The following is a 22,666-nucleotide window of genomic DNA, read 5'->3' as shown; positions in this document are numbered from 1 at the left end:
CACATGACACACTCTGAATATACCAATTACTTTCGCGCCCTTTGCGAAAAGCACAAAGACCTCCAGCATTCCGACCAGGAGCAACACTTCGCCCGGATCGTTCTTTCAGTAGATGAACTCGGACACAGTAACCTGGATGATTTCCTGATGAATGAAAATTCAGGCCTGGTTTCTCCTTTTATGATCCTGGCTTCTGCTGAAAATGTATATGAAGATGATAAGTCAGATAATATCAAAAAACATTTTGCCGGTATGTTCTGGCTACTGACTACTTCAGAGCAGGAATTTAACGCCGAAGAAGAAGCCTATGACAGAATGGAAAAGCTTGCAGAGCAGTTTCTTTCCAGGATGAAACTCAATTTTTCAGACCGGATCAACAACCGCATGTATTCTCTTCAAGAAAGCACGATCAGCAAAGTAGGCCGGATCGGTTTGTATCTAGGTGTAAGGGTTGGATTTCAATTTTTCACCACAGCGAATCAGGCACTAGCCTATGATGCTGCTAATTGGATAGGAGGTAGATAATGGATCAGGTAGCCTATTTACAGGTAAACGTTGTAAACATTGTTACCGATGCAGCCGGTGGCTTGTTTTCCATCACTGTTCAGGGAGTAAAGACAACCTTTCTGCATACAGCCGATACGAAAAAAGTACAGGCCAACCCTTCCTATTACTACAAAAATGCAGATGATTTTGTCAATGCGATAAAGCTTCGGATCGGCAATAAGGTAAATGTCTACAATGACTTTAATAACGTTTACATCACCGCTAAGAATTATGGGTGGGAATTTGAACCAATAGAAGACAATAGCAACTTTACCAATGTCATAGAGGTTTATGGAGGATCAGGTACAGCGCTTGCAATTGGTGTACAAAAAACAGATGTAACGATTCGGGGTGGTTCGGATGGTACAGTTGTGTTAACTCCCACCGGAGGCAATGCACCCTATACCTATAAATGGTCAGATCCTGGCGCAGCCCCTGGCAGTGGACCTACTACTAAAGATCGGTATGGTCTGAAAGCGGGTGTATATAAATGTACACTAACGGATGCAGCAGGTATTACCTTTTCAGTTACAGTAACCATCATTGAGCCTCAATATTCGCCTATTGTAGCTAGTGCTGTCATTCAGCATGCACAATGCTATGGATCAACAACCGGCGCACTTACTATTACTCCCTCCGGAGGAGATGGAAACTATACTACCTATAAGTGGTCAGACGGTCCGACTACCAAAGATCGGACAGGCCTGAGAGCGGGTGTATATAGCCTGACTATTACCGATAGTACAGGTAATACAGGTGTTGTCAGCTGGGAGGTAAAACAGAATGAGGAAATAAAGATTGTTGCAACGGTTAACGAAGATGATGTAACCCTTCAGGTAACAGGTGGGAAACCAGGTAATACAGGCTATACCTACAGTTGGTCAGATGGTTCAACCTTAAAAGATAGAACAGATCTTCCAGCAGGCTCCTATATTATCACTGTTACCGATTCGATAGGTTGTACACAAAAGGCAACTGTTCGGATACAATCCTTTCAGTTTTACTTTTCCAAAAATCCGATTCCGTTGCAGCTCCTGGCTAGTGATCCGGCTACAAAGCCGAATCTGACTTTTCTGTGTGAAGTATGGGTGGAAAAGGATTATTTACAGGAAAACTTTGTCCAGGTAGCTGTGCTGGAGCAACCAGCCGACTCAAACGGATCAACAACATTTGAAGTGCAAACGATTCTGGATGCTCAGCTCAAGCCCTATCTTCCGGAAGGAAAAGAAACCATCGTATCCAGAGCCGATTCAGTCTTTAAACGCTTCTATCTCCGGTACACTGAAAAGTTTGGCTCTCCAGCTGTTCCCGGAGCCTATACACAGGCTGATATCCGATATGTGTTACTGGGAGGGTTAAGCTTTGAGGAGTATAGCCGAAATACCTTCTTTACCTCATATCTGCCTTCAGTTCGTCCTTTCTTTTCCTGGGAGCCTGTAACAAAAGAGGTATTTTCCGATCAGCCTGAGTACTTGTATTATATGCCTGACTCGTTTACACTCGGATCATTCCAGATAAACTGCCAGATCACGTTTACAGATGGTACCACACACAGCTTTGTTGCCTTTACCGTCAGTGATGTCAAACGTTATGAGCTGTACTGTATACCAGCAGGCTTTGCTCAGCTCGGCCTGGATACAAAGCAACCTGCTAAAACAGTACAGAGCTGGCAAATCAATATCAGTGGAGCCAATAGCCAAACGATCTCACAAACCAGGTATTATACACTCAAAAGTGAGTATGTAGCACAGAAACGCTATTTTCTGTATTTAAATAGCCTGGGAGGATATAATACTTTATGTGTTACAGGTAAATCTACTCTGGAGCTGGAACCACAAAGCACCAACCTGGAGAAGATCCGACCCGTGAATTACAAGGCTTCAGCAGGTGAAATTACAACTGTCCGAAAGTATGCGGAAACAACCTTAAAAATCACGACTCAGCCCTTTAAGGCTGATCAGCTCAGAGCGCTTAGTGATTTTGTTATTTCAGAATCTGTGATCTTATTTAGGAATAATCGCTATCTGGGTGGAGTGGTGGAAATGAAAACCGCTATTGTCCACGATGAAACCAGTACAGACAATAGCCTTGCTTTTGAATTTACCTTACCCAAATCCTTTTCCTATACACCAGATTTATAAGTATTATCTATGATCGGTTTTAAAATTGGTGATGAGTTCTTAGATCTGGAGCCAGGAGCGACAGTATCTATTGAACTCTATAATCCATTGTTTCAGAAAGAAGATCAAACGCCAGGACTGCTTACCTATCCAATTACAGCACCCTACTCAAGAACCAATCAGCGTTTACTGGGGAATCCGGAAAACCTTTCATTAGCTGAACCACCTCAAAGAGATTTTCCCTGTCAGTTCTTTATTAATCATGTGCTTTGGAAAGTAGGTATTCTCAAGTACAGGGGTTTTAGTGGGGGAAAGTATACGCTCAATTTTCAAAGTGATGCTGGTGATTTTTCAGCCCTGGTCAAAGATGTATCCATGCAGGCAGTCACGTACAGACAGGGTATTTTCTCAGCTACGATCAAAACACTTGATGATGAATACGCGTTATTCCCTATTCGGAATAGTTTGTTTTTTGAAGTAGATGAAGAAAATCCCATTCCTGGCTTTAATGGGTATGTGAACTTATATGCAAATGGCGCCTTTTCAGGTCCGATTGTCCCTTTTCCATTTTTAAAGTTTATACTTAGTCAGATCATGGCTGCCTATGGTTACACTGTTTCCGGAGACTGGCTTAATGAAGACTATGTAAAACGGCTTGTGATTTATAATACTTTTCAGCCTGGATATCTGGGCCAGGCAGCAGGTGCTCCACCATCGGGTTCACTCAATTATCAGAAACATGTGCCCGATGAGAAAATAACAGTCTTTCTCAATGCCTTACGGCAGCTATTTGGCTTGTCCTACATCTTTAATGCTAATTCTAAAACCCTTACTATCATTAGGCTGAAAGATGTGGTACTAGATAATAATTATATAGATTGGACAGATTTATCAGAGATGACCTACACTGAAGGCGTTCCAGATCGGTCGGGCTACACTTTAAAGCAAACTGTTGAATCAGAAGACGAGCTGAATAAATCATTGCCTGTCGATTGGGCAGAGTATAAATATGGTGCAGGTGGTGAAGTTATCACAACCGAAATGTCAACACTTCACACAGTTAAAACGGTACAAAATGGGCGTTCCTGGCTTGTACCTGCTACAGAACAGCAAGGCGCTTCAGTCCTCTATGGAACTGGAGAGAATAAAAAGTTTTCCATGCGTCTTTTACTCTATGGTGGTTCTCAGACAGACTCTTTATCTAACTTATATCCATTGGGATCAGCTGTCAATGAAACCTGGTCAGGAGCGCCTTTCACCAATCGTTCTTTGCAGTATGCTGGTCCTTATGGATTATATGAAAACAACTGGAAAGACTGGATCGAGTTTTTAGACAAAACCCGATCTGTGCAGTATTCTGTTCGCCTGTCAATGTCAGATCTGTTAACACTCGATCCTACAAGAAAAGTACTCATTGACAAAGTCAAATACTTCTATGAAAAGATTAAGTTTACTGTCAGTATGAAAGACGGTATTGGTAAGGCTACCATTGATTTGAAAAAGGTAACAGTCTAATTTTTGATCAGGAAGCATCTGCCTGGAGCAAATCTCTTCCATATAAAATTGCCTTGTTATGCCTGTCAAAAAAATCTTTCCTGGTTTTATCATCCATTGGGATAGGATTTTGTTCCTTATTTTCAATGTGTAATTTGACTAAATCAGATCTAATTAAGCGTAATTCAAATAAAATAAGTTTAGATGTATTTCTCTTGGTATCAAACTGAAAAAGGGTATCAATAGCAGTTAGTGCTGTTATGGATGCTCCTAGTATAAGAATCCACATACTTGCAATTTCAATATCGTCTTTCGCTTTTATTCCTGAAAGTACAGTAACTGTTCCTGCGAATAAAATTTGAATAATTTTAAATGAATAGAAGACTGCATTCAGTCTATCCGTCTTTTTGTCCATAAGATCTATTTCTTCCTGTATTTTTTGATAGAAAGGGTCTTCAATCTTTTTATTTTTCATCATAAGGCTAAGATAAAATTATCATAAACCTAATACTAGAACAAATCAGTGTTACTTACAATACCACAAAATAGGTATTGTAAGTAACACTGATTTTGTTATAGGCCATAGTAATAGCCTGAATTCACAAGTATCAGTCTGTCTTTTTTTCCCTCCTTCTATTCTGCCAACTTTATCACATGGCAGAGAAAACCAATGTGCAAATAGCCCGCTCCTGGGCAGCTGTGACCTTCAAAAAATGGAGGGCAGAAATCAAACGCCTCAAAATTGGTAAAACAGGTACACTCAATAGCTCTTTTCAGGCCTTTGTCACCGCTGAATCAGGAGGAGATCTGACAAAGATCAAAATGCTCTATGCCTATTATGGAAAGTTCGTGGATATGGGTGTTGGCCGTGGTAAGAAACTAGGCTCAGGAAATAGCAGACTGGTCAATAAACTACTGGGAACAAAACCACGAAAGGAAAAAGTGTGGTATTCTAAAATCATTGCCAAAGAAGTCTATATCCTGGCTCAGATCATTCAGGAAAATGCAGGCAATAAATCTGTTTCTGTCCTGGACAAAATAACCGGTACAGTTAGACTGGAAATGTAATTGTAACCTAACAGGTAATAATAAAATGAGGTAATACAACAATGGCAGGTAACAAAGAGACCAGAGAGGTCGAAATCATTGTATCAGGTAAAAAAGCTGAAGCATCCATGAAGGAGATGAAAGCAGCCATTGCCATCCTGAACGCACAATTAGAAAAACTACCGCAAGGCACAGAAGAATTTGTCAAAAAATCTGAAGAGCTTAAATCGGTACGTCAACGGTTCAAAGATCTAAAAGAGGATGTATACGCTTTAGATAAAGCCTCTAAAGATGTAGCTGTCACAACAGAGCAGGTTTCCAAAAGTTCCGGCTCCTCCTGGAGTGCCCTCAGTGGTATGATCATGGGAGGAGTTCTGGCTGCTATCGGTATGGTAGTGGGAGCTGTAATCAACTTTGGTAAAGAAGCCTATGAATTAGCGAAAACCTATTCAGATTCGTTTGCTGATATCAAGAAGTCAACCGGCATGACAGCCGATGAAGTCCAGGCACTAAATGATAAGATTGGACAGCTCGACACACGTACCTCACAGCTGGATCTATTGGAGATTGCCAAAGTAGGAGGTCAGATAGGCATTGCTGCTGATCAGATGGATGGGTTTGTCGAATCGACAGATAAAGCAGTTGTGGCGCTGGGTGATGAATTCAGCGGTGGTGCTGAAGAAGTGGCCGGGAAACTGGGAACACTCAAAACCCTTTTCAAAGAAACCAAAGATCTTGACGCTGGAGCTGCTATAAACAAAATAGGTTCTGCTCTAAATGAGTTAGGCGCTAGTGGATCAGCGACAGCTCCTGTTGTGGCCGAGTTTGCGACCCGGATGGGACAGCTGGGAAATCTAGCTCCTCAAATCTCACAGACGCTAGGTTTAGGAGCTGCTTTTCAGGAACTGGGTTTATCCGCTGAAATTTCTGCAGGTGGTTTATCCAACATCCTTTTGACTGCTTCGAAATCGACTGGATTATTTGCTGAGCATTTGGGAATGACAGAAAAGGCGTTTAAGGACCTGATTAATACTAATCCAAACGAGGTCATTTTAAAACTGGCTACCAGTTTTAAAGGTGTGCCTATCGACCAGGTAGCCAAACGCCTGGCAGCACTCGGTATTACCTCTCAGGAAGCTACAAAGGTAATGACACTGCTTTCCACTAAAACGGATGATGTAGCCCAAAAGCAAAAACTGGCAAATGATGCAATGGAGAAAGGTATTTCTCTTACAAACGAATTCAATGTAAAGAATAATACCGATGCTGCTATTGCCGAAAAACGGGCCAAAGCCTGGGAAAAGCTTCAGCTCCAATTCGGGCAAAGTATAGCGCCTGCAATCGGCGCTGTTCAGGAATTGCTGATTGGTTTGTTTAATACGTTAGGTAGTGTCTATTCTACATTAGGGCCAATCTTCTCAGAGTTATTTTCTGTATTCAGAGATCTGGCTGCTAATCTGGGTTTTGCAGCGGATAAAGGTTCTCTGTTTGCCGGAATCATGGAAGTACTGGGAGTAATTATGAAAGTATCTCTGATTCCTTTTAAACTGCTTCTTACAGTGATCACGGCTCTGGTAGGTGGCTTTAATTATGTCTATCAGAAATCAGCTTTATTTCGCTTTGCTATTGAGCAAATGCTTAAACCACTAAAGATGCTCTGGGAGGGTATTAAAGAGGTGATTTCCTGGCTTGGTAAACTGGCTGAGTTTGCCGATGTGAAAGTCAAAGCTAAGGTAGAAACGGAAATCAAAACAAAAGATGATTCCAAAGGGAATAATCCACCAGAGGATACCACACCTGCCACACTAAACGATCTTTCCTCAAAAGATAAGAAAAAAGGTAAAGATGATTCGCTAAAACTTCAGCAACAGTATGCAGACGAGCTGACCAAAGCAGAGCAAGCGCTGGAGGCGTTACGTACTGCTATTGCCTCCAAAGGTCACATAGACCGGATTGCACAATTAGAGCTGGCTCATCAAAAAGAAGTCGATGCATTAGAGAAGTTACGGGAAAAAGTACTTAGTAACACTAATTTAAGCCAGGCTCAAAAGCAGGAGCTCCTCTACAAATATCACCAGCAGGAAGTTTTAATGGAACAGAAGCTGGGTATTGATAAAGAAAATGTTCAGAAAGAAATAGACGAAAAGCTCCGTCAGGCTCAGAATAAACGTGACCTGGCTAATGCAGATCTGGCTATTGTCCTGGCTGGTCAGAATGCTAATAAGCTATTACAGGCTAAGCTAGCAAAGCTCGAACTGGAGAAAAATATTGAGCTGCAAAACAAAGAACTCACTGAAGAAGAAAAGCTTCTGATAGAGCAAAGATTTCAGGTAAACAAGCTAGAGCTGGAAGCTGAAACAGAAAGAAAGCTACAGGAGCAAAGAAACAGGCGTAACCTGGCTAATGCTGAAAGGGAAATAATCGAGGCTGGTAAAAATGAAGATCTTCTTTTACAGGCCAAGCTTGAAAAGCTGGATATCCAACGGGAAATAGAACTTCAGAATAAAGAACTGACAGAAGAAGAGAAAGCCCTGATAGAAGCTCAGTATGCAGCTCAGTCAGAAGCCTTGTTTTCAGAATCTATTGAGAAGAAAAAAGCGAAAGAACGAGAGTTAGGGCAGGCTGCTATCCAGTTTGGACAACAGGCGCTGGCTACTGTAGGTGATTTTGCTAAAATTGCTACTGATAAAAAAATTGCTCAGTATGATCGGGAAAAGGCGGCTGCTACTACCAAGCTGGATCAGCAGCTCAAAGCAGGGCTACTCAGCCAGGATCAATACAATAGAGCAAAAGCTAGAGTTGAAACTGAGTATGATAAGAAAGCTACTGAAGCCAAACGCAAACAAGCGAAGGTAGATAAAGCCATTGCATTGACTCAAGCAATCATTAATACGGCTCTTGCAGTTGTAAAAGCTTTGCCAAATATTCCTTTAAGTATTATAGCTGGTGCAACTGGCGCTTTAGGGATTGCCAAGATAGCAGCTACGCCCTTACCTGAGTTTGCTGAAGGTGGATACACAGGCAAAGGATTTGGAAAAGCTGATAACACTGGATTCCGTCCTGTGGGTGTGGTGCATGAAGATGAGTGGGTTGGGCCGAAATGGATGGTTGAGAGTCCTCGTTATGCCAATGTTTTCAAATATCTGGAGGCTGAGCGTACCCGTAAAAATGGGTTTGCGGATGGTGGGTATACTTCATCCTCTTCAAAAGCTCCTCTGCCAGAAATACAAAGCAGTAAGTCTGTAGATCCATCTATACAAATGATGCAGGAAGTTTCCAATAAGCTAACCAGAATTCAGGAAACATTGGAGGCCTGGCCTACACGCTTGGAGGTTCACAATGATGTAGGGGATACTCAGGAGAAAATCAAAGTGCTTAACAAACTGATCAAAGATGCTAGTATGTAGGAAAACAGAAGGCAGGGCTTGAACCTGCAAGTGAGATATCGCTGAAAGGAGAAGAAATCTCGCAGCTTCTCCTAGAGCCGCGTTTTCCAATTCCGCCACTTCTGTATCCTTATCACAAATGTAACAAGAAACTCAGGACAAGATCTATTTGCTTAATAAACTTAGGAAAGATTCATCCATGTGATTTATGAAACCAGCTACTCTACTCTATTTATTTCTTTCTTTTCAGTCGAGTCAAAGTTAATGAAACTTGATACGTATAAAATCATACATATATTAACAATCAACAAAGAAGTAGAATACTTCAACAGTAAATACAATGTATTTAGGAATAATAACAATAGTATGTTAATAATACTTTGGCTATGTACAGTGAAGGCTCTTCCCAAAATCTTACTAGTTACTTTTCTATAAGGCATTACAAAAATAAACCTATTTGCAAAAGTCAGTATTACTAACAAGGAACTTAATAGTATTGTAAATGCCCCAACTGACTGACGGTATGAACCCGAAAAAACATAAATAAGGTAAAGGGCTATTATAATATAAAAGGGTGCTTCATCAGCTTTAATCTTTCTCATAATTTAATTATGGGTTAACTCTCTTTAATACTTTAAGGTATCTTAAAGTGAGTAATTGTCTTTAAGCAAATTAAACTTTCACTACAGGCAGTTCTTTCCACCTGGTAGTAAACCGCTTGCTCCTCATCGTCGAGAGCATCTGCCATTCCTGAGTAGTACCATCACTTGCCAGATGAACTGTACCAGGCCCCCACCGTTTATTGATTTTATCAATAGTTTTCATTAAAGCAGGATTAGAAGGCCGTTCTTCAAAAAGTTGCGTCTGCATGTTTTTAGCGGATATAATCCCGTTTAATACAATCCCTGTTTTCTTGTATTCAATTCCTGGCTTGTAGATTTTTTTAAGCCCCTCTATTGCATGATACACAATAATTCGACTATCTGAACTGGGTGAAGGCAGAGTAATCGTTAAACCTGCACTAAATGGCTTTTCTTTGAAACGAGAGGATTGAATAAATATAGAGATGACAGCAGCAACAGTGCCCTCTTCTCTGAGCTTCTCAGCTGCTCGACTGGCATAAGTTGAAAGAGCTTCTGAGATCTCCCCTAGATCTGTTACAACTTTGCCAAATGAGCGACTAACACATATTGTTTGTTTTGCTCGGGGTACCAGTTCCATTTCAATACAGCTCGTTCCATTGAGTTCAGCAATCAGCCTCTCTCCTACAACTCCCCCCAAATGTTTTTTCGCCCAGGCAGGCCGTACTCGTGCTAGATCAGCAGCATTCGTAATATTATAGCTATAAAGCTTCTTAGCATACTGATGACCTATACCCCAGATATCAGCTACATTCAGCTGAGACAAAGCATGTTTCCATTTCTCTTCAGTATCTAGAAGGAGGACACCACTTTGAGAGGGATCTTTACGAAATAGTTTCTTTGCTAGGTTATTTGCAGCTTTAGAAAGCGTTTTGGTGGGAGCTATTCCTACACAGGTAGGAATCCCAATATGTTGTAAAACTGTTTCTCTGATCTTGATTCCATACTCTTCTAAATTCCAGCGATCAAATCCATTTAAACCAACAAAACACTCATCAATTGAATAGACCTCAATCTCATCTGTAAAGGCAGATAACACATCCATCATGCGCTGTGACATGTTCCCATAAAGGGCGTAGTTTGAAGAAAAGACATGTACATTGTGCTGCTCCAGGAGGGATTTTATCTGGAAATACGGCACACCCATTTGAATACCCAGAGCTTTAGCTTCATTACTCCGGGCAATAACAGAAGAGTCGTTGTTAGAAAGCACAACAACGGGTTTATTTTCAATGGCAGGGTTGAACACCCTTTCGCAACTAACATAAAAGTTGTTGCCGTCTACTAATCCGAACACCGGATTTTTAATTTAAAAGTGCAGTTATTTGACCTCTCAATAACTGCTGAGAATGACCTACCTAATTTACCTAAAAGATAGGTTTAAAAACTGGTGACAGTTGCCGTTACAACTCCCCAGACTCTGAAATTCATATCTTCTGTGACAAGGATATCCTGATAATCCTTATTCTCTGCACAGAGATAAACAAGACGGTTTTCAATTTTTAGCCGTTTGCAGGTGAATTCACCATTGACAACTGCTATAACTATTTTCCCGTCCTTTGCTTTCAGGGATCTGTCCACGATCACGATAGAGCCATCGAAAATACCACATCCTTTCATTGAATCTCCAGTGACCTGAAGGTAAAATGTAGACTGCTTATTTTGGATAAGCTTTTCCATCAAATCAAGTTCCTTATCTAAATGGTCGTCAGCAGGACTGGGATAGCCAGCCTGAATCCTCGACTGATACAGAGGTAACTTCATTCTGAAGTGGAACAATGGTTTGTAAACGTCAATCACCTTTGAGGCATTCGCAGGTAGAAAATCTATCCGTTGAATACGGCTGATTGGTTTAGCATTCATGGAATAACCATTTAGCGTTTAATAAAATAAAAAAATTAGGAGCAATGTATACAATAATCAGATACAGAAATATGTTAGGGCCATATTTTTATTCTTGTAGGGTATAAATAGTAAAAGCCAGGCACTCCCGTCCGGCTTTGTAATTGTAGACAGGGTACTTGAGCCTGCCACTTAGAAGTTATCAAATATACTATTAGGCTTAAAAAATAAAAAAATATAGATTTTCTCTTTAACATTTGGAATACTTACAAATTGTCATTACATTTAATCATTACAATAAATAAATACATATTGTAATGATATCGCGCTAACCAAGAAAGGGTCAGGAAAATCCTGGCTTTAATTATTCACCTTAAAAAAACAATGATATACATGCCTGATGAATTAAAGGAAAAAGAAATTTTTCAAAAATCTGGTGAGTCCAAACTAGTGCAAATGCGAATTCAACCTAGGACTCTTACCAAAATTGAAGAATTATCTTCTATTACCGGAATAAGCAATAGAACCCAGCTTGTAGCGGGTTGTATTGAGCTTGCTCACGATGTGGTAATAAGTATAAAAACAGGAGCTAAAGTCTACATTGAGCATCCTGATGGGAGTCGTGAACGCATACAACTCACGTTCACGTAATCCTATTTTTAACAAGTAGATCAACTTTAAAACAACCTCAATGATCACAGCAACACCCAAACGAGTTATAACTATGCAAGGCATAGTAACTCACGCTAGAGGCAGACCTCTTAAGTTTTTTTGTAACTATTCATGTCACATTTCCAATCAATTTAACCAGCTAGCAATGAGAATGTTAAATAACACTAGTGACTGTGCAAGGCACAAGGGCCACAACTTATGACGTCTAAATGATAATAATAGTTTAGGTCATATACAATTGTCTTATAAACTGAATAGAGACGTGTTATGCTAGGCATATTCGCGAATCATCAGGAAGGGTAATAAACCCGGTTAGTATGCATAGGTAACTTGTCTTTAGAGGCAAGTGATTTTTTGTCAAAAGCAACACCATTTATCACTAAATTTTACATAAACCTTGTTAGCGCGAGATATGGAAAATGAAAAAGAGAGTACCAAAGAAGAAGAAGTGACTGACTTTGGAAGTGAAGAAGGGAATAGCAAATTTCATACAAAGAAATACGAATCTTTTAAGGAGAGATTTGCGTTGGTTCTTATAGCACTCACATTTGGGTTGCTATTAATAATAAGCGCTGCGTTTATTATTATAAATCCTACAGAAGGAGTAAAGCAAGTATTTGATTTTTATATCCTATTTATGTCAAATATTGTGACATTAATATTAGGATACTTTTTTGGTAACCGAAATAAGCACACTGAAAGAAATTAAGTAAACGGTTAAATTATTAAAAAACAAAAAGAACGCAGACTTTCTGCGTTCTTTTTGTTTTTTAATAATATTATCCAAAGTAGGACTGTAGTATGGTTAAATCCACTCTAACATAATGTTTTTGAGTAGTAGTGATATTAGCATGCCCTAGCATGCTTGAAACTAAAGCATAAGGTACACCTTCTTGGAGCCAGAGCGCACCAGCAGTTTTGCGCATCACATGAGAAGATAACTTAAAAGGTAAGTTTATCAACTCTCCTACTGTTCCTAAGTACGCATTATACTTTTGATTGCTAATCTTAGGTAATGTGTATTCATAGGCTTGTAGGATCTTGTGAGCCTCATCAAAAAAAGGCAATAGTGCTATCTGTCCAGACTTACCGCGTACCTTCTTTATCCATCTTTTGTTATTAACAATGATCACATCTGTCTCATAATCGAAACTCATCATATCACCAAATGCAAAACCAGTATATCTCTGAAATAGTGCTAAATCTCTGGTTTTAATAAGGCTAAAATTTTGGTGATCAAATGCGGCCAGGTCACTGATCTGTTCTCGAGTCATATAGATAGGAGTTTTAGGTTTGCCTCTTGTTATCTTATAGTCCAATGTTCCCAAGTGGACAGGGATTTGTTTTGTTTTACAAAATCGTAATACCTCTCTTACACAATCGATATACCGATATAAGTATTCCTGTGATTTGATCTTTTTCTCAGTTCGTAAATAGTGTTCTAATTCTTCCAATAGATTAGGGCTGAACTCTTCAGGTAAAATCTTGTCTTTGCGCTGACTTTTCAGGAATAGCTCTATGTGTTTGAGTCTCCTTTCATACCGTTTTTTTGTCGCCTGGCTGAGAGCCGTTTTGCGACTGAGGCATTTTTGAAACATTTCTAAAAATGTAGAACGGGCAATTGTTTTCCCTAAAAATTGATCTTTGATTAAGGCAGGTGTTACTATCTTCTCCTGAGCGTGGCTTGCTAATTTGATGTCCAGAAGCTTTTTAGTGATTAGCTCCAGTTGAACATTGATGTAACCAGCAAGATGACCAGTAGCGATTTGATTTTTTTGATCCCAATTAACAGGATCAATAGTAATTTTGCAGGAGAACTCTGCTTTACTTTGTTCAATGGAGATAGTACACCATAGTGGACATTCGCCTTTTCTATTAGCTTGGTTCTTCCTAAGCCAGAAAAGAATACTCATTTTTTAAGCATGATTAAATGAATTAGTGAAAAGTTAGTAGATGTTAACTCTATTAATTTTTCACAAAAAATAGAAACTTTTTCAGAAAGCAAGTAACACTTACAAACAAGCACATAAAGTGAGCAAGTAGCACATTTAGGTGAGCAAGTAGAGAAAGCAAGTGAAATGAGCAAGTGGTTTGTAAAACAGGGCAAGCGAATTCAGTAGAAAACACGGAAAATAGTATCAGCAAGGCGCTTTTTCGTCCGGTGAGGGCATAAAAAAAGCCCTAAAAACATCGTTTCTAGAGCTGTATTTGATGATTGTGATCCCGCTGGGATTCGAACCCAGGACCCATACATTAAAAGTGTATTGCTCTACCAGCTGAGCTACGGAATCTGGTACCTTTTTAAAACAGACTTTATATGTCTATAGTCTAAACGCGATTCTTAACGAATCAATATTGTATAATCTTCCCTGATCCAAGTGCTACTTGGATCAGATAAACTAAAAAACCTGCGTCTTTTGCAGGCTTCAGGCAACTTAACTTGTGATCCCGCTGGGATTCGAACCCAGGACCCATACATTAAAAGTGTATTGCTCTACCAGCTGAGCTACGGAATCTTTTACTTTTTTACTTTTTTTCTTACCCCTTTTCCGTAAATTGCGGTGCAAAGGTATGAACTCCATAAACACAATGCAAGCATCTCTTACAAAAAAAACTACATTTATTTATATCACACTGATTATAAGCCAAATATTTTTTCAAAAAGCTTTTGCTGTATCGAGTATTCAAGAAGGCGATTCTCTTTTTGCTAAAAGAAATTACACTCAGGCACTGGCTGTTTATGAAGATATCATGCAAAGGCAACAGGAAGTGTCATCTGCTATGTTGTTAAAAATGGCATTTATTACAGAAAGTCTTGGAGACTATACCCGAAGTCTGCATTATCTAAATCTGTATTATCAGCAACATCCAAGTCAGCAGGCAGCAATCAAGATGAATGAAATAGCCATGCGCAATAACCTGATAGGCTATGATTACAGCGACTGGGATTTCTTCATGATCTTCTATCAGCGTTATTATCTGTTTGTGGTACTTGGTTTAAGTCTGCTTAGCCTCTGGATGCTGGCGGGAATGATTCGCAAAAAAATAAGAGGCACATTTGTCGCAGGTAGACATGGATTGGCACTAATCTTTTTTCTGGGAGCAATTCTGGCTATTTTTAACCTACAATTTAACAACCGTAAGGCAATTGTATCTGAAGATTACTCATACATGATGAATGCTCCTTCTGCTGGAGCCAGATTGGTTCGGGTGATTCGTAAGGGACATCGTGTCGATGTACAGGGGGAACAAGACATTTGGATACGTACAGAGTGGGCAGGGAAGCCAGCTTTTATCCGAAAACAAAACGTATGGATGATAGAATAAAAAACAGAGAGGTAACCATTCTACCTCCCTGTTTTTTAAAGTCTTTTATCTGGAACGACGTTTCTGAAAGTATGCCTCAACATCAGTCAAAGACAATGCATTAAATGTCATAGAAGTCAGCAATCCCCCTTTACGGGCTGAATACACTCCATAAGCCATATCATGCAATCCGGCAGTTTCATGTGCATCAGGGTTGATGCTTATCATCACTCCCTTTTCCATGCAATACGGTACCCAATGCCAGTCAATGTCCAGTCGCCAGGGATTTGCATTGATCTCAATAATCACACCATTGGCAGCACAGGCATCAATCACTTTCTTATGGTCAATCGGGTAGCCTTCACGACGTAGAAGCAATCGTCCGGTAGGATGCCCCAATATAGTTGTATAGGGGTTTTCAATAGCCTTAATCAGTCTCTGGGTTGCTTTATCCTCATCCATACGAAGATTAGAGTGAATGGATGCCACAATGAAATCAAAAGTCTTCAGCACACTTTGATCATAATCCAGCGACCCATCATTCAGAATGTCTGACTCGATTCCTTTAAAGATCCGGAATGGAGCTAATTTTTCATTCAACACATCAATTTCAGTCTGCTGACGTGCTACACGATCTTCCTGTAATCCATTGGCGTAAAAAGCGGATTTGGAGTGATCTGAAATACCAAGATATTCATATCCCATAGACTGACAATAGGTTGCCATCTCTTCAAGTGTATGTTTTCCATCACTGTATGTACTATGATTATGTAAAGTTCCCTTTAGGTTCTTCAACTCAACAATCTCTTCTGCAGCATGAGTCTTCATCCAGGTAAACTCATCCAATCCTTCTCTCATTTCTGGAATAATATAAGGCAATCCAGCTTTTTCATAAATCTGTTTCTCATCTGTATAGGAATTTCCTACAGCAACCTGAAATAATGTTTTACCTAGTTCTGTACTATGTGCTGAGTGCTCAGGAGTGGCTGAGTATACAAATGTAATACTTACAAATGCAGTTGGTTTCACAGAAAGTATTTCTACTGGTAATCCGCTGGCAGCCAAGCGTCCCCTCCAGGCAAAAGGTCCTGAATCTCTGGATTTCTCCAGCTCGGGTAACTGATCTAGTTTTTGTTCAACACTGGCAGGTGAATCTGTTGCCACTATCAATTGTATCTTTTCAACCACATCACTCTTTCTGGACATCTGTCCAGTTAACTGTGCTGTGATATTCCAATCACTGAATGCCTTTAGCAGAAAAGCTGCAGATGTTTCGGCATCAGCATAATGCATCTTACCTGTATTGGCTTGCTGAAAAAGTAATGCTTGCCTGATATTCTCCTGTGTTTTCTCACCAAATCCCTTTAAAGTAGCAACTTTGTTCTCTTCACATGCCTGTAGAAGCGCATCTGTAGTTTCTATTCCCAGATCTTTCCACAATATTTTTACTTTTTTTGGCCCCAATCCTTTGATATTCAATATATCGATTATTCCTTCAGGAGTTTGAGCAAGCAGGTTTTGTAACTCAGGAAAGGTTCCTTCCGTATTCAGTAGAAATATTTTATCAGCAATGCTTTTACCTATTCCTTCAATGTGGGTCAGTTGTTCAACAGAGAGTGTGTCCAATGGCTGGCTTACTTTTTCAAGAGCTAGGATCGCATTGGTGTATGACCGTATTTTAAATGGATTTTCGTCATATAGTTCAAACAATTTAGTAGTAAGTTCAAACAACCGGATAATTTCATTGTTTTCCATTTGTATTCATTTTTTAGATTCAGATACCAGAAAGAAGATTGGCAGTCAGTTAAGTAATGGTTATGAATCATTGTAAACAAACCCTATCCTATTTTCCTTGAAAAATACTCCAGAAGAAAACTTCTGCACACTGATTTCTACTGAGAAAACAGAAATCAGATATAGTGCTATGGATCTGTTTTTGCATGATTGTAATCTATACTTGTAACTACCTCAAATCTATACATAATAATTTTCACATTTTAACATCTTCATTTTTATGAAACATCTCTCACTTGTTGTACTATTGACATTGATTTCATTTGTTGCCTATTCACAGACTAAGCCCAAAAGTAAAACAAAGAAATCCAAAACAACAGCTTCAACATCCAAGAATACCTCTTCTGCCAAGACTACTACATCTACGGGATCTGCATCGGTTAATAATACAGCTCTCTATCAAAAATGGGTAAACTCCTTTGAAGATGAAAAAGGTGATGGGATAGAAGTTTATCGTCCGGAAGGATATGTGTTCCCTCCTGCCCGCGGACGCAAAGCTATTAAATTTCAAAAAGAAGGTATGGTAGTACGGTTTGATATTGGGCCCGCAGATGGTCAGAAAATAGTAATGGGTCAATGGGAACGAACTAAGTTTGGTAATACCATGAAAGTAACGGTACAAGGTGCTGAAAGTGGTGTATACTTTCTGGAAGTTATTTCAGTAAGCAAAGATATGTTGAAGGTGAAACGTAAATCAGAAATCTAATCCATACACTTCTAATTGAGACGATCCAATAAAATCACGCAGGTCTGGCTTTTTTGCATAGATTTGCGTGATTTTGTTTTTGCAATCCATTATACAACCTTTATTCTTAGCATGAACTATTGGCTCGTCAAATCCGAACCTGTCAAATATCCCTGGGAAAAATTTGAAAAAGATAAGCGAACTTTTTGGGATGGAGTACGCAACTATCAGGCACGCAACAACTTGCAGGCCATGAAAGTAGATGATCGGGTACTATTTTACCATAGCAATGAGGGAAAAGAAATAGTAGGCATTGCCAAAGTCGTACGTGAAGCCTACCAAGATCCGACTACAGAAGACCCTGCATGGGTAGTAGTAGATCTGGAACCAGAACAAAAATTAGATAAACCTGTTACGCTTGAGCAGATAAAAAAAGATGATCGCCTCAACCAGATTGGATTGATTCGTCAAAGTCGCTTATCTGTCATGCCTGTTAAGGCTGAAGAGTTTGACATAATTGTAGGTTTAGGAAGTAAAGAATGAAAAAAATATAGATATTTGCAGATAAATCCAGACTAGACATGGCTTATAGCTGGATTTATTTCTTATTCTGACTCCTCTGACACGATTTTTGCTTTAAATTCGTTAATATCTTATAAGATAAAAAATCGTTCCTATCACCTATGAAGAAATCGTTCATTATAATTTTTCTCACATTCTGTGTGGTTGTAAGCTATGCCCAAAGCGGACGCAGAGTAGAGATACAAGCTCGTACCAAAGCAGAAAACATGCACATTGTTCCGGTTGAGTCAGAAGGAGTTGTGCTATTTTCAGAAGCTGATCGAGGCAAATATGTATTTACCCGGTATAACACAGATCTGCAACAGGATTGGTCAGTAGATTGTCTGGTAAATCCTTCACTGGACTTAACTCGATATGTCTACAGAAACAAAGCTTTATATCTTCTGTTTAGTCGTTACAAAACGCCTATCTATCAGGTAGTAAAACTGAATGTACGTGCCGGATTCGCAGCCAAATATGAATTTAGCTCAATAGATCGCCTGGATATTATTGACTTTGATGCCATTGACAATAACATATTTATGGCAGGCAAAACACGCAATGAGCCTGTACTGGTACGTATTAACCTTCTTGAACGTCAAACTAAGGTATTACCTACAGCTTTCCGGGCACGTACAGACTTACAGTCTATTGAGGCAGATAGTGTGCATGGCGTTATCAATGCAGTGTTTGTGACAACCAAAGGCAAGGATAAAAATGTTTTTATCAAAACATATTCTCCAGAAGGCAATGTTCTTCATAACGTAACTCTTACTGCAGATAAAGAGATTCGGTATGACTTGTTGGGAGGGAAAGTTTCCAATCTGGATAGTACCAACCAATTAGTTATAGGCACCTTTGGAACTCAGGGTCCGGTGTATAGCCGTACTTCAACCTACAACTATTGGGGTATGGGCCAGGGATCTGTTTTTACAGGTACAGCGGATTACTCGCAAGGATTGTATATCACCAAACTACAGGAAGGTCAAGAAAAGTTTACCCGATACTATAGTTTTACAGACTTTAAAAACTTTTTCAAATTCATGAGTGGACGTCAGCAGGAAAAGATGGCAGCACGAATTGAAAAACAGAAAAAGAAAGGAAAGGATCTGAAATTGCAGTATCGCTTACTGGTACACGATATCATCCAACGCAATAACCAATATATCATGATTGCCGAGGCTTACTATCCGGAATATCGGAATAGCAATAGTGGATTTGGCTCTCCCATGGTTGGTGGATTTGGCATGGGAGGATTTGGTATTGGATTTGGTAGTCCCTGGTCTTACGGACCTTACTCCGGTTACCGCAGTTATCCTGTATTTGATGGATATGTGTATACTCATGCAGTTATTGCGGGCTTTGATTTACAAGGTAACCTTCTCTGGGATAACAGCTTTGAAATTAATGATGTAAAAACTTTTGTATTGAAAGAAAAGGTTAAAGTTAATTTTGATAGCAATGATCAGGTTACTCTTGCCTACAACCAGGGAGGAAAACTTCGGACTAAGGTAATTCGTGGTACTGAAGTAGTGGAAGGCAAAGAGTCTGTACAGTTAAGTACGGAATATACAGGAGACAAAATAAAAAGATCTCTTACCGATGACATTGAGTACTGGTATGGCAATCACTTCCTTGCATGGGGATATCAACGTATCCGAAACGACGAAAATGCACAGGCACGAGGTCGTAGGGAGGTCTTCTATCTGGAAAAAGTCGATTTATAATAATGTAGACTATTCACCTATTGGCTACCCGTGAGTTTATCTCACGGGTTTTTTATTATTTATAGTATCTGACAGCACGATTTTTTATACTATTCAAACAAAATGCCCCAAAAAGTATTTTCATTTGTACATATTTGATTTTTGTTTTATCCACTATTCATGAAGAGCCATATTACAGCCATAGGTACAGCTGTTCCACCTTATCAGATTACCCAATTACAGGTAGCCGATTTTATGTCCAATGCGCTGGAAATAGATCCGGAAGAATCCCGGCGTTTACGGGCATTGTATCGTGCTACAGGGATACATACACGACACACTGTTTTGTCAGATTATACACATACTTCTGGTGAGTTTGAATTTTATGGCAATAATCCTGGAATGGAGCCATTTCCTGCCATCGATCAACGAATGGAATTATATCGCAAAAATGCAACACCATTATGTATTCAAGCCATTGAAAACTGTTTTGAAAAAATGCCTGGCTTTGCGAAAGAACGTGTCACACATTTGATTACAGTTAGTTGTACAGGCATGTATGCACCCGGTGTAGATATTGAAATTGTGGAACAAGTTGGTTTACCTACCAATGTACAACGTACTGCCATAAACTTCATGGGATGTTATGCTGCATTTCCTGCTCTGAAAGCAGCAGACCATATCTGCAGGGCTAATCCGAATGCTGTAGTACTGATTGTATGTGTAGAGTTATGCAGTATTCATTTTCAAAAACATAATACAGATGATCATTTGCTGGCCAACGCTTTGTTTGCAGATGGAGCAGCAGCAGTACTGGTACAATCTACTCCAACGCCCGGTTCATTATATATAGAATCCTTCCATGGGGATCTCATTTCGGTAGGTAAAAAAGATATGGCATGGCATATTTCCAACTTTGGGTTTGAAATGACTTTATCTGCCTATGTACCTGATTTGATTGAACAAGGTATCCAGGTTCTTACTGAAAATCTTTTCCGAAACCTTACAGTCTCACTAGAAGATATTTCACTTTTTGCCATACATCCAGGAGGGAAACGAATTCTTGAGGTTATAGAGAAGCAACTCGCACTATCACCTGAAGATAATTACCATGCCTATGAGATACTTCGTAATTATGGGAATATGTCCTCACCAACTGTCTTATTTGTACTTCAGTCTATTCAAAAAACATTAGAAACTTCAGACAAAGGTAAGCGTATACTGAGTTTTGCATTTGGCCCTGGTCTTACCCTGGAATCAATGTTGTTACAGGTAAACTAATCTTTTAGCTAATGCAGTTATATGTGTCAAAGAATCACTAAAGAATACTCTGATATTACAAGAAAAAGAGCTACCACATTTATTTTATCTATGTAAAGCTATGCCAGATGAAAACACGCAGTTATGAGAAAGAGATCATGGATGAGTTTAGTACGGGTGGTGAAGTTATGGACCAGACTCTTCGGGAACTTAGGTTTATCAATAAGTGGCTGGGAGGTAACAAAGTAACTTTGCAAGGTCTTGCAAAATTGTTCCGACAGTATAATACATCAACTAAAACGCTACAAATTGCAGACCTTGGATGTGGAGGTGGCGATATGTTAATATGTATGTCACGATGGGTAAGAAAACGGCAACAACCTGTTCAGTTTACAGGTATTGACGCCAATGAATACATTGTCGGGTATGCCCAGAAACACACATCTTCTTATCCGGAAATATCCTATCTGAATCTGGACGTTTTCTCTGAAGACTTTAGACAGCAATCGTATGATATAGTTACGGGTACTTTGTTTTGTCATCATTTTACAGATGAACAACTCATTTCACTTTTTCGAAACCTCAGACAACAGGTTCGCGTAGGAATAGTCATCAATGATCTTCATCGCCACTGGTTTGCCTATCACTCTATCAAATGGCTTACCCGATGGTTTTCACGATCCGATATGGTCAAGTATGACGCAAAACTATCTGTTAAGCGGGGGTTTCTTCGCTCTGACTGGGAAAAGATTCTGAATCAGGCAGGCATCAAAAAATATGAACTAACCTGGTGCTGGGCTTTTCGCTGGCGATTGGTTATTTTTGCCTGATACATATAGTAGTGAACAAAGTGACTTATTTTATTATTTTCTTTTATTCTTCTAGACCTATGAAAAAAGCAGCACTTGGATTACTTATTTTCACTCTCCTTTCATTTGCATTTACAACTCCTAAACAGATAACAACTACAGCTTTGCGTGTGACTGTTCTGGATGATGCAGGAAATATCCAGGAAGGAGCTAAAGTAACACTATATAAAACACAGGAAGACTTTGAGAAGGAACAGAATCCTGTTTCGGCAGCTCAGACTACTAGCAATAAGGGCTTTGTTATCTTTAGAAGTCTGGAACCAAAGATTTACTATGTTGCTGTTAGCAAAGGAGATCTGGATAATTCGGGTGGTTCTACACAAACACAGGAATTAAAATCAGGTGCAGTAAACAAAGTAAATATCATTATTGAATAGAAATTACTTTGCAACTACCCATAAATAGAAACTCCCTATATAATACAATATAGGGAGTTTTGCTTTTCAGAGAATCTATCTTTAATAACTTCGTTTACCTGATAATGAGTTTCTGATGTGAAACCTGTTTGTCAGTGGTGATTTCCATTACATAAGCTCCTGATGACAAGCCGCTTACTGGCAACAAAGTCTCTCCGCTACCTACTTCCAATTTCAGACTCTTCACACATACCCCCTGAATCGTATACAGATTCAACATTGCCTTTCCACTATAGTCTGTCTGCAAATATAAACTCTGACCATCCGATGGATTGGGATACAAGGCAAAACTATATCCATCACTGCCCTGACCAATCTTCA

Annotated in this window: 20 protein-coding genes and 3 tRNA genes; 14 read left to right on the top strand and 9 right to left on the bottom strand. The window is 39.4% G+C overall.

Annotated features, from left to right (window positions below):
* The first annotated feature begins 3 nt into the window (after positions 1–3).
* The 3 genes from QNI15_RS33565 to QNI15_RS33555 are packed head-to-tail and all read left to right on the top strand — an operon-like array spanning position 4 to position 4,181.
* Complete coding sequence (locus QNI15_RS33565; RefSeq protein ID WP_314036181.1) at positions 4–525, top strand: hypothetical protein; 522 nt, start codon at positions 4–6, stop codon at positions 523–525.
* A complete protein-coding gene (locus QNI15_RS33560) occupies positions 525–2,687 on the top strand; it encodes a SprB repeat-containing protein (protein ID WP_314036179.1) in 2,163 nt (720 codons plus the stop codon). Before QNI15_RS33565 ends, QNI15_RS33560 begins: the two co-directional genes overlap by 1 nt.
* A 9-nt stretch (positions 2,688–2,696) precedes the next feature.
* A complete protein-coding gene (locus QNI15_RS33555; RefSeq protein WP_314036177.1) occupies positions 2,697–4,181 on the top strand; it encodes a hypothetical protein in 1,485 nt (494 codons plus the stop codon).
* A 7-nt stretch (positions 4,182–4,188) separates the two neighbouring features.
* On the opposite strand, the gene QNI15_RS33550 is transcribed toward QNI15_RS33555, so the two are convergent.
* Entirely contained in the window at positions 4,189–4,638 is a 450-nt protein-coding gene (locus tag QNI15_RS33550; protein ID WP_314036175.1) for an SLATT domain-containing protein, read from the bottom strand.
* 176 nt (positions 4,639–4,814) lie between these two features.
* On the opposite strand from QNI15_RS33550, the gene QNI15_RS33545 reads away from it, so the two are divergent.
* On the top strand, positions 4,815–5,228 hold the full coding sequence (locus QNI15_RS33545) for a hypothetical protein (RefSeq protein WP_314036173.1): 414 nt from the start codon (positions 4,815–4,817) through the stop codon (positions 5,226–5,228).
* A gap of 41 nt (positions 5,229–5,269) precedes the next feature.
* Positions 5,270–8,614 (top strand): hypothetical protein, encoded by a 3,345-nt coding sequence (locus tag QNI15_RS33540; RefSeq protein ID WP_314036171.1) that lies wholly within the window; start codon positions 5,270–5,272, stop codon positions 8,612–8,614.
* Between the two features lie 3 nt (positions 8,615–8,617).
* Here QNI15_RS33540 and QNI15_RS33535 read toward each other — a convergent pair.
* The 3 genes from QNI15_RS33535 to QNI15_RS33525 form a co-directional block, all read right to left on the bottom strand.
* A tRNA-OTHER gene (locus QNI15_RS33535) sits at positions 8,618–8,719 on the bottom strand.
* 546 nt (positions 8,720–9,265) lie between these two features.
* The gene (locus QNI15_RS33530) at positions 9,266–10,531 is read right to left on the bottom strand and encodes a Y-family DNA polymerase (protein WP_314036169.1); all 1,266 of its coding nucleotides are present in this window, start codon (positions 10,529–10,531) and stop codon (positions 9,266–9,268) included.
* Between the two features lie 83 nt (positions 10,532–10,614).
* A complete protein-coding gene (locus QNI15_RS33525) occupies positions 10,615–11,097 on the bottom strand; it encodes a LexA family protein (RefSeq protein ID WP_314036167.1) in 483 nt (160 codons plus the stop codon).
* A 363-nt stretch (positions 11,098–11,460) separates the two neighbouring features.
* On the opposite strand from QNI15_RS33525, the gene QNI15_RS33520 reads away from it, so the two are divergent.
* Both QNI15_RS33520 and QNI15_RS33515 read left to right on the top strand, forming a co-directional pair.
* Positions 11,461–11,727: a hypothetical protein gene (locus QNI15_RS33520; protein ID WP_314036165.1), complete on the top strand. Its 267-nt coding sequence runs from the start codon at positions 11,461–11,463 to the stop codon at positions 11,725–11,727.
* 433 nt (positions 11,728–12,160) lie between these two features.
* On the top strand, positions 12,161–12,457 hold the full coding sequence (locus QNI15_RS33515; protein WP_314036163.1) for a hypothetical protein: 297 nt from the start codon (positions 12,161–12,163) through the stop codon (positions 12,455–12,457).
* Between the two features lie 70 nt (positions 12,458–12,527).
* Here the strand turns inward: QNI15_RS33515 and QNI15_RS33510 are convergent, their stop codons facing one another.
* From QNI15_RS33510 to QNI15_RS33500, 3 genes are all read right to left on the bottom strand, one after another.
* Entirely contained in the window at positions 12,528–13,661 is a 1,134-nt protein-coding gene (locus QNI15_RS33510; protein WP_314036161.1) for a tyrosine-type recombinase/integrase, read from the bottom strand.
* Positions 13,662–13,966: 305 nt separating this feature from the next.
* Positions 13,967–14,039, bottom strand: a tRNA-Lys gene (locus QNI15_RS33505).
* 152 nt (positions 14,040–14,191) lie between these two features.
* Positions 14,192–14,264 (bottom strand) — tRNA-Lys (locus QNI15_RS33500).
* 73 nt (positions 14,265–14,337) lie between these two features.
* Here QNI15_RS33500 and QNI15_RS33495 point away from each other — a divergent pair.
* Positions 14,338–15,075, top strand: coding sequence for a tetratricopeptide repeat protein (locus tag QNI15_RS33495; RefSeq protein ID WP_314005042.1), 738 nt, complete (start codon positions 14,338–14,340; stop codon positions 15,073–15,075).
* A 45-nt stretch (positions 15,076–15,120) separates the two neighbouring features.
* On the opposite strand, the gene polX is transcribed toward QNI15_RS33495, so the two are convergent.
* Entirely contained in the window at positions 15,121–16,809 is a 1,689-nt protein-coding gene (gene polX, locus QNI15_RS33490; protein WP_314005041.1) for a DNA polymerase/3'-5' exonuclease PolX, read from the bottom strand.
* Positions 16,810–17,068: 259 nt separating this feature from the next.
* On the opposite strand from polX, the gene QNI15_RS33485 reads away from it, so the two are divergent.
* The 6 genes from QNI15_RS33485 to QNI15_RS33460 all read left to right on the top strand — a co-directional run bounded on the left by QNI15_RS33485 (position 17,069) and on the right by QNI15_RS33460 (position 22,306).
* Entirely contained in the window at positions 17,069–17,554 is a 486-nt protein-coding gene (locus tag QNI15_RS33485; protein WP_314005039.1) for a hypothetical protein, read from the top strand.
* Between the two features lie 111 nt (positions 17,555–17,665).
* Positions 17,666–18,076 carry an EVE domain-containing protein gene (locus QNI15_RS33480; RefSeq protein WP_314005038.1) on the top strand — a complete coding sequence of 137 codons (411 nt, stop codon included), beginning with the start codon at positions 17,666–17,668 and terminating at the stop codon, positions 18,074–18,076.
* Positions 18,077–18,216: 140 nt separating this feature from the next.
* Positions 18,217–19,821, top strand: a complete 1,605-nt coding sequence (locus QNI15_RS33475; RefSeq protein ID WP_314005036.1) for a hypothetical protein — start codon at positions 18,217–18,219, stop codon at positions 19,819–19,821.
* A gap of 159 nt (positions 19,822–19,980) precedes the next feature.
* Positions 19,981–21,081 carry a type III polyketide synthase gene (locus QNI15_RS33470; protein ID WP_314005034.1) on the top strand — a complete coding sequence of 367 codons (1,101 nt, stop codon included), beginning with the start codon at positions 19,981–19,983 and terminating at the stop codon, positions 21,079–21,081.
* 107 nt (positions 21,082–21,188) lie between these two features.
* A complete protein-coding gene (locus tag QNI15_RS33465; protein WP_314005033.1) occupies positions 21,189–21,890 on the top strand; it encodes a methyltransferase domain-containing protein in 702 nt (233 codons plus the stop codon).
* A gap of 59 nt (positions 21,891–21,949) precedes the next feature.
* Positions 21,950–22,306, top strand: a complete 357-nt coding sequence (locus QNI15_RS33460) for a carboxypeptidase regulatory-like domain-containing protein (RefSeq protein ID WP_314005032.1) — start codon at positions 21,950–21,952, stop codon at positions 22,304–22,306.
* Between the two features lie 94 nt (positions 22,307–22,400).
* Here QNI15_RS33460 and QNI15_RS33455 read toward each other — a convergent pair.
* A partial coding sequence (locus tag QNI15_RS33455) for a T9SS type A sorting domain-containing protein (protein ID WP_314036159.1) occupies positions 22,401–22,666 on the bottom strand: 266 nt, incomplete at its 5' end.

Origin of the sequence: Xanthocytophaga flava (genome assembly GCF_030068545.1) — a bacterium.
GTDB lineage: Bacteria > Bacteroidota > Bacteroidia > Cytophagales > 172606-1 > Xanthocytophaga > Xanthocytophaga flava.
Note: the sequence above shows the minus strand (reverse complement) of the source record. Positions and strands in the feature narration are given on the sequence as shown.

Excerpts from the sequence above, each read along its gene's own strand:
- QNI15_RS33560 (WP_314036179.1), top strand. The coding sequence starts at position 525 with ATGGATCAGGTAGCCTATTTACAGGTAAACGTTGTAAACATTGTTACC.
- polX (WP_314005041.1), bottom strand. The coding sequence starts at position 16,809 with ATGGAAAACAATGAAATTATCCGGTTGTTTGAACTTACTACTAAATTG.
- QNI15_RS33545 (WP_314036173.1), top strand. The coding sequence starts at position 4,815 with ATGGCAGAGAAAACCAATGTGCAAATAGCCCGCTCCTGGGCAGCTGTG.
- QNI15_RS33525 (WP_314036167.1), bottom strand. The coding sequence starts at position 11,097 with ATGAATGCTAAACCAATCAGCCGTATTCAACGGATAGATTTTCTACCT.
- QNI15_RS33540 (WP_314036171.1), top strand. The coding sequence starts at position 5,270 with ATGGCAGGTAACAAAGAGACCAGAGAGGTCGAAATCATTGTATCAGGT.
- QNI15_RS33470 (WP_314005034.1), top strand. The coding sequence starts at position 19,981 with ATGAAGAGCCATATTACAGCCATAGGTACAGCTGTTCCACCTTATCAG.
- QNI15_RS33485 (WP_314005039.1), top strand. The coding sequence starts at position 17,069 with ATGAAACATCTCTCACTTGTTGTACTATTGACATTGATTTCATTTGTT.
- QNI15_RS33465 (WP_314005033.1), top strand. The coding sequence starts at position 21,189 with ATGAAAACACGCAGTTATGAGAAAGAGATCATGGATGAGTTTAGTACG.
- QNI15_RS33565 (WP_314036181.1), top strand. The coding sequence starts at position 4 with ATGACACACTCTGAATATACCAATTACTTTCGCGCCCTTTGCGAAAAG.
- QNI15_RS33495 (WP_314005042.1), top strand. The coding sequence starts at position 14,338 with ATGCAAGCATCTCTTACAAAAAAAACTACATTTATTTATATCACACTG.
- QNI15_RS33550 (WP_314036175.1), bottom strand. The coding sequence starts at position 4,638 with ATGATGAAAAATAAAAAGATTGAAGACCCTTTCTATCAAAAAATACAG.
- QNI15_RS33555 (WP_314036177.1), top strand. The coding sequence starts at position 2,697 with ATGATCGGTTTTAAAATTGGTGATGAGTTCTTAGATCTGGAGCCAGGA.
- QNI15_RS33515 (WP_314036163.1), top strand. The coding sequence starts at position 12,161 with ATGGAAAATGAAAAAGAGAGTACCAAAGAAGAAGAAGTGACTGACTTT.
- QNI15_RS33475 (WP_314005036.1), top strand. The coding sequence starts at position 18,217 with ATGAAGAAATCGTTCATTATAATTTTTCTCACATTCTGTGTGGTTGTA.
- QNI15_RS33520 (WP_314036165.1), top strand. The coding sequence starts at position 11,461 with ATGATATACATGCCTGATGAATTAAAGGAAAAAGAAATTTTTCAAAAA.
- QNI15_RS33510 (WP_314036161.1), bottom strand. The coding sequence starts at position 13,661 with ATGAGTATTCTTTTCTGGCTTAGGAAGAACCAAGCTAATAGAAAAGGC.
- QNI15_RS33460 (WP_314005032.1), top strand. The coding sequence starts at position 21,950 with ATGAAAAAAGCAGCACTTGGATTACTTATTTTCACTCTCCTTTCATTT.
- QNI15_RS33480 (WP_314005038.1), top strand. The coding sequence starts at position 17,666 with ATGAACTATTGGCTCGTCAAATCCGAACCTGTCAAATATCCCTGGGAA.